At 61.1% G+C, this 13,124-nt stretch carries 7 protein-coding genes and 1 pseudogene; 3 read left to right on the top strand and 5 right to left on the bottom strand.

What is annotated here, in order from left to right; all coding sequences use genetic code 11:
- The first annotated feature begins 65 nt into the window (after window positions 1–65).
- Entirely contained in the window at window positions 66–1,535 is a 1,470-nt protein-coding gene (locus KW843_RS25960; protein ID WP_218298003.1) for a hypothetical protein, read from the top strand.
- Window positions 1,536–1,603: 68 nt separating this feature from the next.
- Here the strand turns inward: KW843_RS25960 and KW843_RS25955 are convergent, their stop codons facing one another.
- The 4 genes and pseudogenes from KW843_RS25955 to KW843_RS25940 all read right to left on the bottom strand — a co-directional run bounded on the left by KW843_RS25955 (window position 1,604) and on the right by KW843_RS25940 (window position 8,903).
- A complete protein-coding gene (locus KW843_RS25955) occupies window positions 1,604–3,631 on the bottom strand; it encodes a bifunctional 3-phosphoshikimate 1-carboxyvinyltransferase/cytidylate kinase (protein WP_204581106.1) in 2,028 nt (675 codons plus the stop codon).
- A gap of 320 nt (window positions 3,632–3,951) precedes the next feature.
- Window positions 3,952–5,544 carry an IS91 family transposase gene (locus KW843_RS25950; protein WP_020229221.1) on the bottom strand — a complete coding sequence of 531 codons (1,593 nt, stop codon included), beginning with the start codon at window positions 5,542–5,544 and terminating at the stop codon, window positions 3,952–3,954.
- A 104-nt stretch (window positions 5,545–5,648) separates the two neighbouring features.
- A pseudogene (locus KW843_RS25945) lies at window positions 5,649–5,843 on the bottom strand (hypothetical protein); the annotation flags it as partial.
- A 144-nt stretch (window positions 5,844–5,987) separates the two neighbouring features.
- Window positions 5,988–8,903, bottom strand: coding sequence for a Tn3-like element IS1071 family transposase (locus KW843_RS25940; protein ID WP_218298002.1), 2,916 nt, complete (start codon window positions 8,901–8,903; stop codon window positions 5,988–5,990).
- A gap of 146 nt (window positions 8,904–9,049) precedes the next feature.
- On the opposite strand from KW843_RS25940, the gene KW843_RS25935 reads away from it, so the two are divergent.
- Both KW843_RS25935 and KW843_RS25930 read left to right on the top strand, forming a co-directional pair.
- Window positions 9,050–9,316 (top strand): hypothetical protein, encoded by a 267-nt coding sequence (locus tag KW843_RS25935; RefSeq protein ID WP_218298001.1) that lies wholly within the window; start codon window positions 9,050–9,052, stop codon window positions 9,314–9,316.
- Window positions 9,317–9,643: 327 nt separating this feature from the next.
- Window positions 9,644–10,690, top strand: a complete 1,047-nt coding sequence (locus tag KW843_RS25930) for a tyrosine-type recombinase/integrase (protein WP_218298000.1) — start codon at window positions 9,644–9,646, stop codon at window positions 10,688–10,690.
- Between the two features lie 15 nt (window positions 10,691–10,705).
- On the opposite strand, the gene KW843_RS25925 is transcribed toward KW843_RS25930, so the two are convergent.
- On the bottom strand, window positions 10,706–13,081 hold the full coding sequence (locus KW843_RS25925; RefSeq protein WP_218297999.1) for a tyrosine-type recombinase/integrase: 2,376 nt from the start codon (window positions 13,079–13,081) through the stop codon (window positions 10,706–10,708).
- Window positions 13,082–13,124: the final 43 nt, after the last annotated feature.

Genomic DNA, 13,124 nt, shown 5'->3' with positions numbered 1-13,124 from the left:
TCGTCGGTGCACATCTCAGCCGCGTGACGGCGGCTGTTCACCGCGAGTCTATGGCAGCGTAAACCATGCGCTGGCGCGCACACCATCCATTCAAGTCAGGCGCAAGATGGGTTGGCCGAACGCATACCATCCGCGAGGTGTTTGAATATCGGCACATTGCCGTTTTGGCGTACAGCGGGGGCAAGGATTCGAGCGCGACGGCTTGCTTGTTGCTCACAGTTGCTGCGGACTATCGGCGTAGGGGGCTCAGCCTCCCGCCGATCTATGTGACTCACAGCTCTACCGGGGTTGAAAATCCTGTTGTCGCAGCCTTGGCGATGGCCGAACTCACAAAGATGAAGGCCTTTGCTGCAAAGCACGACTTCACACTCATTGTGCTAACGGGCGAGCCGGATCTGAACTCAAGCTGGCCTGGGCGCGTACTCACGGGGCGGGCCCTTCCAACCTATCCGTCATCTCCCACGATGGACTGTAGTCAGTCATGGAAAGTTGACGTGGGCCAGCGATTGCTGAAAGAGGCAATGATCAAGGCTGACGGCCACAAGGGCTGGAATAGGCCTGTCGTGATGACTGGGGTTCGTTCTGGCGAATCTGCAGCGCGCGACGTGCGAATTGCCGCAAGGCGCGAGCATGGGGATGGGATCTGGTCAAACTCTGACGGAGATCTTCGGTTGACACCCATCTTCTCGTTCAGCGCGGACGATGTGTGGGAAACCCTTGGCTATGCTGCTGCAGGTTTATTGGAGTCGTACTCGGACTTTTCTGAGGTGATCGAGTTTTACCGAGACGCCGGCGGCGGCTGCGTGGTGCTCTCTGCTGATGCAGTACGGGGCTCTTCGACTCCCTGCTCCACACGCAGCGGCTGCTGGTCATGTACTCGGGCTGGGAAGACTGATCGTTCTGCCGAGCAATTGGTGGAGTCGAACCCCACCAAGTACGGACAACTGAAGCCGTTGAATCGGCTCAGAACTTACCTGGTGAACATTCAATACGACTGGTCACTACGGAATCATCTTGGACGCACCATTGCCAAGGATGGTCACATTGAAGTAGTTGCCGACGCCTTCTCACCGGAGACGTTACGCAAACTACTGATTTACACCCTGACTGCTGAGAGGCTGTCAGGTGTAGCGATCATCTCGGCTGCTCAGCTGATCCTCATTGACGCCAAATGGTCTGCTAGTGCATTTTCCCCCCCCTTCACAGCCATCAAGACCTACTTTGATGTTGTGGATCGGGGGATGTACGAGCAGGCGCCTGAAGTGCCTTATATGCCACCATCACCAGTACCAAGAGTCGGCCGCATTTTCGTCGGCGAGGATTGGTATCAAGTGACGGGTATCAACAGCATGGCTGGAATGCGAGACCCGCTCATGGAGTTGCATCACGAGTCTTGTGACATCAAGCTGAAGGCGTTGAAGAACGGGGCTCTTGTCTGCGACTACGAGGAGGGGCGTAAGCTCGCCGTGGACGAAGATGGAGCCATGGGGGGTCTCCTCGTTTTCAGTGCAATAAGTGACGGTACGAAAAGCTAGCACTGGCGCGGAGGTGGTGTTGGTAGATCGTTGATTTCATTGACTTTCCAGTGCGGCGCAACTGGCAATCAGTCGCGGCCGAACGGCTGGCGTTCCTGCCACCATGAAAGCACCTGCTCTGCCACCTCTTCGATGGAAAGCTCGGAGCTGTCAAGCAGCATGGAATCCTGGGCGGGCTTGAGGGGTGCAACGCTGCGGTTCATGTCCCGCGCATCGCGTGCTTCAAGGTCTGCCCGAAGGGCGCTTATGTTAGCGGCAATTCCTTTGGAAATCAACTGCTTATGCCGGCGCTCGGCGCGACAGGCGGCGGAGGCCGACAAATAGACCTTGAGGGGAGCATGGGGAAAGATCACCGTGCCCATGTCGCGGCCGTCGGCGACCAGCCCCGGCAGCTGCTGGAAGGACAGCTGCAGGTCCACCAGTGCATCGCGCACGGCCGGCAGGGCCGAGACGCGCGAGGCGTTCATGCCCGACTCCTCGCTGCGCAGGATCAGGGTGACATCCTCGTCGCCCAGCCAGATGCGCTGCTCGGCATCAAAGCGCACGGGCAGCGCGCGCGCCAGCGCGGCAATCTGCGGGGCGTGGGATTCGTCCAGCACCATGCCGGCCCGCGACGCGGCCAGTCCTGTGAGGCGGTACAGCGCGCCCGAGTCCAGCAGGTGGTATCCCAGGGCCTCGGCCACCTCGGCGGCGATGGTTCCTTTGCCGGAGGCGGTGGGGCCATCGATGCAGATCACGGGGATGCACGCACGGGCCGTCTCGCAGACCGAGAACAGGGCCTCGAAGTAGTCGGGGAAGGTTTTGGCGACGCACTTGGGGTCTTCGATGCGCACCGGCAGGGCGACCGGGTTGAAGGCCGCCAGCGAGAAGCACATGGCCACGCGGTGATCGTCGTAGGTGTGGATGCTGGCCGCGCGCCATGCGGCGGTGGATGCGGGTGGTGTGACGCGGATGAAGTCCGCGCCTTCCTCGACTTCGGCGCCCAGCTTGCGCAGCTCCTTGGTCATGGCCGCGATGCGGTCGGTCTCCTTGACGCGCCAGCTTGCGATGTTGCGCAGCGTGGTCGTGCCATCGGCATACAGGGCCATGACGGCCAGCGTCATGGCGGCATCGGGGATGTGGTTGCAGTCCAGGTCGATGGCCTTGAGCGGCCAGGCGCCACGGCGTATGCGCAGCCAGTTCGGGCCTCCCTCCACCTCGGCGCCCATGGCGCGCGCGGCTTCGACAAATCGGATATCGCCCTGGATGGAGTCCAGTCCCACGCCGAGGATGCGGATGCCTTCGGCGCTGTCCGAGGCGATGGCGCCCAGTGCGATGAAGTAGCTCGCCGACGAGGCATCTGCCTCGACATGGATCTCGCCCGGCGAGCGGTAGCGACTGCCGGCCGGGATGGTGAAGCGCTGCCAGTTCTCGTTGTGCACGGCGATGCCGAAGCGGGCCAGCAACTCCAGCGTGATATGGATGTAGGGCTTGGAGATCAGCTCGCCCACGACTTCGATGGTGATGTCGCGCGTGGTGGCCAGCAGCGGCAGTGCCATCAGCAGCGAGGTCAGGAACTGGCTGGAGACATCGCCACGCACCTGGATGGGGCTGTGCGGCAGCTGCGAGAGATCGGGCTGGCGGATGTGCAGCGGAGGAAAGCCCTCGTTGCCCAGATAGTCGATGCGGCAGCCGAGCTGGCGCAGCGCATCGACCAGATCGCCGATGGGGCGCTCATGCATGCGCGGCACGCCGCTGAGTTGGAAGTCGCCGCCCAGCACGGACAGGGCAGCCGTCAGCGGCCGCATGGCCGTGGCGGCGTTGCCCATGAACAGCTCGGCAGTGGCGCCGGAGGGCAGGACGCCGCCCAGGCCGGTGATGCGCACAGGCTGGCCGAGGGTGATGGTCGCGGGCTCCACCGTGCAGCCCAGTTGCTGCAGGGCCCGGAGCATGACGCGCGTGTCGTCCGAGTCAAGCAGGTCGTGGACCACGGTCGTGCCCTGGCTCAGCGCTGCCAGCAGCAGCACGCGGTTCGAGATGCTCTTGGAGCCTGGCAGGCTCACCGTGCCCTGAGCGCGGGAAAGAGGGGGGATATCGAGGAAGGCGGTACTGAACATGGCAATTCGGAGGCAAACAGGCTATCGGAAGGCATTGCGGCCGCGCTGGCCGCAATCCACAGATGCGCTTGGGGGCGCTTGGAGCGCGGCCGGCGTTGCGCGTCAGCGGCGCGGTACGCCCATGCGCCAGTGGGCACGGCGGATAGGAAATCCAACCACAGGAGGACGATTATGGCCCAGGTTTTGGGCATCACAGGCCTTCAGGCTGAGCCTGCCTGAGCGCTTGATCAGCGCCAGTAGCCCGAGATTTTTCGGTTTGCACATTTTTTGGCAGTGACAGACGCAGCCCTGCCGCGCGGCCAAACCGCTGCTGCCTTCCCTTACCAACTGACGCGCTGATCGACCTCAAAGTCCGGCGCCGGTTGGGCCGCCTCGCCCCAATCTGGCTCAACCTCGACACCATCGCCCATCGGCACATCGCACCCATCCCACAGCGGCGGCCCGCGTGCTGGCGCGATGCGAGGCGGCTCTGTCTCCACCCCGATGTGCTCCAGGATGTGCCGGAGGTCGGCACTGTAGGTGATGAAAGCGATGATGCGCATCTGGCCACCGCAGAGCGGGCACAACAGCGGCAACACCTCGTAGATGCGGGCGATCAGCACCGCCCACAGAATGTGAGCTGAGCGTTTGGGCAGAGCTGGCTGGGTGGGCTCGGGCTGGCTGGGACCACCGACCGTGGCCACTCCCATGGCATCCACCGCTGCGGTCACACCGCCTGGCTCGGGCTGTGCCGTGCCCGTGCCCGCGCCTGCGGTTTGGCCTGCGCCCAGTGCAACCGCCGCAGCCCGCAGGGGTGAATTGGGCGCCAGCACGCCGTAGTACCGGTGGCGGTGCGCACGCGGTGGCGGCACCAGCGCGGCAAGGCGGTCGATGAGTTCGAGCGGCGTGAGGTGCAGTTCGTCGGCCCGAACACCTCGCTTTGCCTTGCGTTGGTCGCGCCGGTCACTGCCAGGCTCGCTGTGCTGCTTGGCGCAGCGGTAAATGAGCTCACTGCCCGCTTTGCGCAGCCTATCCAGCGCAAACGGGGGCCGTGCGCAGTAGCGCAGCAGGCGCTCCAGGCCCGCTCGGTCTTGTGCTGCTATGCACACGCTGGTGTCTACCGAAAACCCACTGTGTTTGTACCCCAGCATCTCCTGGGCCTCGAAGCCTTCGAGCAGGCCCCGGCCCACAAAGGCGCGCAGGATGCGCCGACGCAAACTGGCCTGGGCTTGGGTCACCGCTTCGGGGTCGATGCCGATAGCCGGGTGAAACATGACGCTGATCGCTGTGGTGCGGGTGCCCTGCTCACTCGCCTCCCCTGCCACCGCCTCAAACATGCCATCGACCACGCACACATGGAAATGCACATGCTCGTTCAGGCTGGAGCCAAAGCGGTGAATGAAGGCGACTGCACCGATGTGCAGGGCGGCCTTGTTCGCATGCGCTGCGCATGGGCTGTTGGCTTGCAGGGTTTGCTCAATGACGCGCAAGAAGATGCGCAACACCATGCCCAGCACCACGCTGTCGCGTTGCATAAAGTAGCGCAGCCGCTTGGGAACCGACAGCACCCACTGGCGCACTGGCAGGCGGGGGAAGACGTGGTCGGTGAGGTGTGCCGCTGTCTCGGCCATGCGCCGCGTGGTGCACGAGGGGCAGACGCCCCGGCCTTTGCAGGAAAAGGCCACCAGAAAGTCGTGTCCGCAGTCGTCGCAGCGGGCACGGGCAAAGCCGTGGGCAAAGATGCCGCATTCCAGGTACTTGGCAAACGCTTGGCGCACATAGGGCTTGGGGCTGCGGTGGTCGCCCTGGCCGTCGAACTGGCCGGCGCTGGCCAGATCAAGCCAGGTCTCGTAATGCTCGGCCACCGTTTGGTAGAGCAGCGTGCGCTCGGGGTGGCGCGGGTTGTAGAGCTTGGGCTTGGAGGTGGCTGGCATAAATACTGTGTAAATACACAGCATTCTGCAGACTTCTCCTCAGCCAGGCTACGCAGCAAAACGGCCCCGAAGGGCCGTTTGTTGTTTCAGGGAGCCATCGCCGCTCAGGCAGTCGCTTCCTTGGCGTTCTCCACATATTCTTCGATCTGGTCGAAGTTCAGGTACTGGTAGATCTTGTCGCTGCTCTGGTTAATGACGCCCACGTCGGCCAGATATTCTTCCTTGCTGGGAATACGGCCCAGCTTGGAGCAGATGGCCGAGAGTTCGGCTGAGCCCAGGTACACATTGGTGTTCTTGCCCGGGGTCTCCTCGTTTTCAGTGCAATAAGTGACGGTACGAAAAGCTAGCACTGGCGCGGAGGTGGTGTTGGTAGATCGTTGATTTCATTGACTTTCCTGTTCACTTTCAAATCTGCGATTCGTGGCGTCAAACCGTGGTCGGTTTCATCCATTGGTGCCAGTTATCGATGCATTTGGCCGCGAAGGCAGGATTTGGTCAGCATAGCGGTCAACCGGGAAGCGAAACACACCCCGCAAGTTGATGCTCTCCAGCCTGGTGGGCGCAATCTTCCCGATCAGTTCCGGTGGAATGACCTGGCGGCGGTTCGACCAGCGATCCAGGACCGCCTGCATCTGTGAGGTATTCCACGCCATCACGATGTTGGCCATCAGGCTCAACGCATCGGCCACAGCCTGCATTTCATCGACACGTTTGGCCTGCGCCGGGCTGATCCGGCCGGTATAAATGGCGCGCTTGAGGGCGTTAACAGCCTCGCCCCGATTGAGCACCCGGCGCAACTCGTTCCTGAAAGCGTCCTTGACAAAGTAGTCAGCCAAAAACGCCGTACGCAGCAACCGCCCCAATTGCACGCCAGCCTCATAGATTGGATCGCCCTGGGCGGCAGAACCGAACCGCGCAAGAGCTGCCACCGCACTGGCATGTCCGCTCATGACCGAGGCTGCCAGGTGCACCAGACTATCCCAATGCTTTTCGATCAAAGCGACGTCGACATTGGCTTCGCACACCGCAGCGATTTCTGCGGGCACTTTGGTGCCGCGTGGCACAAAGAGGTGGCGCTGTTTGAGTTCCTTCAACCGCGGGCAAAGATCAAAACCAAGCAAACGGGCATGTGACATGGCAAAGTCGGTGTAGCCATGGGTATCCACAGCAAGCTGGCTGGTCTCCAGCTTTTCTTGGCGGATGACACCTTCAATGGCCACGCCCGCCTGGCGCTCATTGAGCACAAAGGGCTGCGCATGGAAGATGCCCCACCGGTCTTTTACATGGGAGTAGATTCCAATGGAAGGTGTGTTGCGCCGAGGATCAAGCCGGGCTTGCCACTCCCGTTTGGTGGTCTCCATGCTCATCATGTCAGAAGATGCCAAATCGGACCGCCCCCAGGTGGCGGCAATCGGGTGTCGCTGCATGAATTCCAGCACAGCCTGGCAGGCCTGGCTCAGACGCCGTTCGTCCCGCGCCCAGCGCATGGCCTGGCGAATGCTGGTGGCAGACAATTGCGGAATCATGCGCGCGCATTCGACCGCAGTCAGACTGGTGCCGTGGGCCATGATGCCGGCATAGACCATCAGCAGCTCGTCGGTAGAGCGCGGCTCACGTCCGAGCATGATCCAGCTAAAGCGCACCTGGGCGTCAACGGCCAGAATCACTTCCGGCAATTGAACCTCACCGATGCGGTGATCCAAAGCCGCGCGCAGCTTGGTCACTTCTGGGTCTTCGTCCTCTGCGGGCAATGGCGACAAATGGAGTTCATCATCCACGCGCAGTACGCCACTGCGGGCTGCAGCGGCCACCGCATCGACACCGGCAGTTACTCTGGCCAGCAAAGGCTTCAAGAAAGTGGCAGCCTTGCTGGGTAACGATAGACGGGCATAGTGTTTCTTGGACTCTGCCTGCCAACGCTCGTCCGTGAAGAACAAGCGCGCACGACCCCGAAAGCTCAGGCTGTGCTCAATCCAGACCGAGCCATTGCGCACCGCGCGGCGCAGGGCAAACAGGGTGGCCACCTCCAACGCCTGAAACGCCCGTTCCCGGTCTGGGCTGGAGATCGAAACCTGCCAGATCATTCCCAGACTTGGTGCCACCACTTCAACTGGCAGCTTTCTGGATCCTTTGAGATATAAAGCTTGCAGCTTGGCAAGGTACTCGATGGCAGGATGCTCGCCGGTGGCCTGCCAGGGCAGCTTTGCAATGGCGACGAGCAACGACCGCACGGGGCGAATTCCATCAATCAATCCCTCGCGGACCAGGGAGGCCCTGCTCGGTGGTTTGCGTTTCTGGGTTTCGGTGATCAAGGCTTCAAGACGGGCACGCAACTCAGCATCTGGCACCGCACCTTGCGCGCTCAAGGCAACAAGTTCGCCGAGCAGCGTTTTGTACATTGCGGCCCAATTGACGGTAGCGGGGACATCGGCGGCAGCCTGACGCCACAGATCGGCGATCCGGCGCTGCACCATAAGGATCAACTGGTCTGTGGTGGTGAACAGGCAATACCGAAGAAAGCATGCGACCTCCACGGTGCGCGCTGGCTCTTTGATCTTGGCTCCGGCTGAGGGCGGCCTGGAGACAAGTCGGCGCGCGTAGCGGCGCAAGATGAGATCGGGGATGTCTGCCAGGTGCTTATGAACGTCCAGCGTGTAAAGCAGGTCGATGCGCTCCAGTACCTCGCTGATTTGGCGGGTTGAGTGTTTCGCCGGTGCAGCCCATAGCCAACTCTGCTGGGTTTGTCCATCTGGGCGCAGCTCTGAAACTGAGGCTCGCCAGCGATCAAGTGTTGCTGGATCAACGCTGGCGGCGATGGCGGTGCCTGTTTCAACTTCAAGCTGGGCAAGTGCCGCCGCAATCAGTGTCCGAATTGCCCGCTCGTGCACGATCACCAGCTTGTTCTTGTACAGCCATTGACGCGCCCGCACGAGTAGCTGATCGCGGTCGGCGCAGCGCGCCACTTCGTCGCGCAGTTCACGTACCAGTGAGCGGCGCTGGTGCTCGCTCATCCACTGGAATCCAAGGACCGTGCAGGCTACTTGTTGGTGATCGAATAGCGTGCGCCCGCGTTCATACATGGCTCTCAGCGAGGCGACTTCTGGTGCTGCAATGCCAAGCTCGTTGCCAAGGTGGCGCCACAAGGCTACTGGAATTACCCGAAAGGCACCGAGCAAACGCCCACTCATGCGCAGGAAACCAATATGGAGCGCCAGACCAAGCTTGTGGGAATCACCTCGGCGTGCATTGATTGCGTCGCGCTCGGCACCATCGAAGGTGAAAAATGCCTTCATCTCGAAGTCGCTGATATCGCGGGGGAGCCCACGCATCCCCAAAAACGTTGTGTGCCAACCCTGCATCGTGAACCTCAAAAGTGGGAGGCCACCATACCCGTTTACAAAGCGAACAGGAAAGTCAATGAAATCAACGGTCTACCCAGACCACCCCCGCGCCAGTGCTAGCTTTGCGTACCGTCACTTATTGCACTGAAAACGAGGAGACCCCCATGGACTTCCTGGCCTTTCTTGCGGAGGACTACATTCGGGATTACTGTCGTGACGACAACCCGGATTGGACAGAGGGGTACCGCATTTACCAGCGGCTAGGCATCCTCACCAATGGGCTTGGCCACAGCCGCATGATGGACGAGATCCTGAGGCGTAGCCAATGGCTGCAGTCTAAGGATCTTCATGGCCAGCGCAGCGTGGATGAACTCAAGGCTCGCTGCTCTGTGCTTTATGAGTCCCAAGCAGCTCTTTTCGATTGCGTTTAAGCTATTGATCGTTGCTTTTTCTACCAATATAAAACCGGCGCACCACTTACGTGGGCGCCGGTTTTTTTTCGCCTGTACCAGAAATATAAAAATTTGGATTACATGCACCGGCCATTCCCGGCGCTAAATTTGTCGTCAGTTGCAGGGAATTACAACTAAATCAAAGCATTGATCGCAATAGGGGCATTGCACAACACCCGCAATTGCGTGCAATCTTACAGGTCAATCGAGGCTCCTACCCAAAGCGCTTTTGCAGCAGCGGGTGGGCCCTCTGTCGTGTTCTCGCAATTGCTCATAGCACAATAAGTCACGACAATTCAGTTGATCATGAATTCCAAAGTCGAATTGAGCGCAGATGAGTTTTTCGAGCAGTGGCTAGAGCATTGCTCGAATGATGACCAGCGGGCCATCAACGACTTTGTTTTCTACAGGTACTTTTGGATATCGTGGACCAAGTTTTTGAAAACCGGTGGGGACCCTAAAAACCCCAGGTGGGTTCACTGGACTGATGCAGACCCCGTACTGGTCAAGGGTTATCTCGCTTCCGGTATCGAGTCTCGCGCCAACGGCGACCCCAAAATCAGCGTGATCACCGAGCGTCGGTACTGGCGCCTGCTGGAGCGGGTGTATGACTACGCTGTGGAGCGCGGGTTGGTTGCGGAAAATCCTGCGGCTGGCATTGCCGACAAGGAAAAGCCTCCCTCTGAAGATCCCAAGGGGGCCATCCTGTCGCCCGTTGTCTGGGAGCAGTGCTTCAAGATCCTACGGGATGGCTCCGAAGATGCTGCGGGCCTGAAGGCCATCGACATCCGCAACCGAGCGCTTTTGCTGGTGCTCTTTGAGTTGGGGCTCACCTCGGCTGAAATCCGCGCGCTCACAGTCGATTCCTTCGTAGACGGCGGGGGAGGGAAGGGCGCCTCGATCCGTATCACCTCGGGTGGCGTCAACCAACTGCGCACGATGGTCGTTTCCGACGAGGTGCGCTCGGCCGTGAAATCCTGGCTGCAGGTGAAGGCGACAGCGGGTAAACACGCTTTGTCACCAGCACTTTTCAGCTCGCAGACTGGCAAACCGATGACCGACGAAAACCTGCTGGTGCTCGTGCGCGCGCACCTGCTTGCTGCCAGTCGAGCTGCTGGCCAAGATGACCCGGTTCGCGCTGGGCCGCAGATCGTCAGGAACACCAGGCTGGTGCAATGGATGCTGTCTGGCATGCCCCAGCCGGACGTGGCACTTCGCGCCGGCCTCAAAAATGTCCGGGGGCTTCTGCATCTTCGCCAGCATTTGCCTGACGGTCCACGCCTGGAACTCGCGCGGGAGGCCAGCCGAAAAGACGACGAACCGCTGCGCCCCGTTCTCCAGCGGTTGGCCTGAGCAACCAGCTGGGGCTCAGATACTGGTCTTCATCTTGTCCACCGCCCTGATGCGCTCTCCCATGCCGGCCTTCACATAGATGGCTGTGGTGTTGATGTTCTTGTGCCCGAGCAACTCCTGCACCACACTGAGGTTTCCTCCAGCCGCCTCCAGGGCTTTGTGCGCGTAGGTGTGGCGCAGCCAGTGGGTCGAAGCCCGCATGAAGGGGGCCTTTCCTTCACCCGCCATCTCGTGGGCATTGTCGGAGCAGATTTTGAAGAAACTCTTGAGGATGGAGTACAGCATGTGACTGGACAGGGCCCCATGCTCATTGACCGTGTACTTGATCTTGCCCACCTCGGCCTCGCGTTCGATCTCGATGGTGGGCAGCGCCTTGTTTGATCGCAAAGCCATCTGCGCGCGTTCGATGGCCAATCCCTTGTCTCTGGTGGAGATCCATCGATCATCCAGCACTCCGATCAGCGGCTGGTCTTCAGGTTTGACCTGGGTGAACAGCGCGAGCTTGCCCTGAGCCATCAGCTCTTCGCGGTCCTTGCGGTGCTCACGCAGGGCTTGCATCGTGGCCGCGTTCAGGGGGACCGTGCGTTTGCGCATGCCTTTGCCCAAGACCTCCAACACTCGGGACTCCACACCACGTTCCAGGGCTCGGTCGGTTTGCACATGGGCCCACCGCGCTTGCGCCACTTCCGCCCGTCGCAGCCCAGCGTTCTCGATCAGCCGAAACAGAGCGCGCAGCCTGCGCTTGGCGGGTCCATCCGGCAGATCTGCGAACGTGTCACCCACCACCTGCAGGTCAGCCTCCGTGAAGGATCGGAACACATCCATCGTCACCTGGTCGCGCTTTTGCCCGTCCACCGCCAGGGCTGCGTTGGCACTGATGTACCCTGATTTCTTCCAGTGCGTGTACATGGCCCGCACGGCGGAAAAAGTCACGTTCAGACTCTGGGCGTTGAGGGGGCCACGCAGAGGTCTCCATCCATCGGTGTACTTCTGCTTTGTGCCTTTGGCCACTTGCACCCAATGCTCTGGCGGGTTGATGAGGAATTTCTTGAACGCAAAGAAATCGTCTTCCGTGAGGGACGACAGCGCCCGCTTGCGTTCATGAATGGCCCAGAGGATCAATCGTTCTATGGCCCGTTGATAGGCTTCTTGGGTGTGGGGTGACTTTTGCTGGATCTTTCTGAACCACGCCTGTACCGCTTCAACATCATTCGACGCTTCCATCGTATTGGCCGCGAGTGCCCGGAACACTCCGTCGCTCCCGTCCAATTCTTCTGGCCACAGCATCGATGTCAGAGGCTGCATCTCATAGGGCGAAGAGATCTGCAGTTCACGGCTGTTGGCCAACGCGGGGAGTCGCGAAAGACCTGGTGCCGGCGTCAGCGTCCAGCGATGCAGCCAGGCCAGCAGGTTTTCTGCCCGCCTGACGCCGTAGCCAGGCAGTTCGTCGTACCAGCGGTCGCCCTTCAACGAGATCCAGTCCACCAGGTTTCCCAGCGTGATCACGCCCGCCTTGCCCAGGGCCTCCTTCTGACTACCGGACAATACAACCCACTGTTCGACGCGGTGAGCGCGCTCGGGCTTGGTGCCCAGGTGTTCATCCAGCCAGTTGATCGCATGCAAGACATCCGCCATCCGCTCGGCCGCACTGCGGCCTGCCTGAAGCACCTGCACCGCCCCGGCCTGTATTGAGGGTTTGGTCTCGGGGGCGAGGGGGATCTCTACCTGACTCGGGGAGGGCGCCAGGTCGGGAGCAGGTTCGGCCCTTGCTTCTGCCAGGGCCTCCTCGTACCGCTCGATCAGCTCAGCCTCCGAGAACATGTCCGGGTCGAACTGGGCCGCGAACTCTTCCAGGCTGAGCACCTTGGGTGCCTGCACCGTCACGGGTTGGGCCTGCACGGCGATGTCCACCTGTCCACTGGTGGGCGCTGGAAGCTCGGCGTTGCTGCCGGGTGACCCCACCGGCTCTGCGCTCACTATGGTCTGGTGGTCCCTGAGGACCCTCACCATAGCGCGGGCCTCTTGGGACTGTTCGATGCCGTTGGCTGCAGCCTCGATCCGGTCCAAAAGTTCCTGGTACTTCTTGACGAGCGCTGGACGCTCGGGCGCACGACCCGGCCACAGCATGTACTGGCGAGCTGCTACAGTGAGATCCACACCTTGGGCGATGGCGCGCAGCATCGCGAACTCGTCGGCCGTCGCATTGTTGTGGGCGATCCGGGTCTGCGAACCTGGTGGGCGTCCGCGTCGGCGAGCCGGTTTGACGCGCTGCGCGGGCTCCAGCGGCTGGCCACCGTCCAGATCCACAACCGCCAGTTTTCGGGGCTCGGCGAGGGCGCCGGATTCGGCGGGCGGTTGCGCTTCAGGAATTTCGGGCGTAGAGTGGGTCATGACCTTGAAAGACGAATTGTCCTCTTGCACTGGCGGCTTGGCC

The organism is Acidovorax sp. sif1233, assembly GCF_019218755.1.
In the GTDB taxonomy this organism is placed as follows: Bacteria; Pseudomonadota; Gammaproteobacteria; order Burkholderiales; family Burkholderiaceae_C; genus Acidovorax.
Note: the sequence above shows the minus strand (reverse complement) of the source record. Positions and strands in the feature narration are given on the sequence as shown.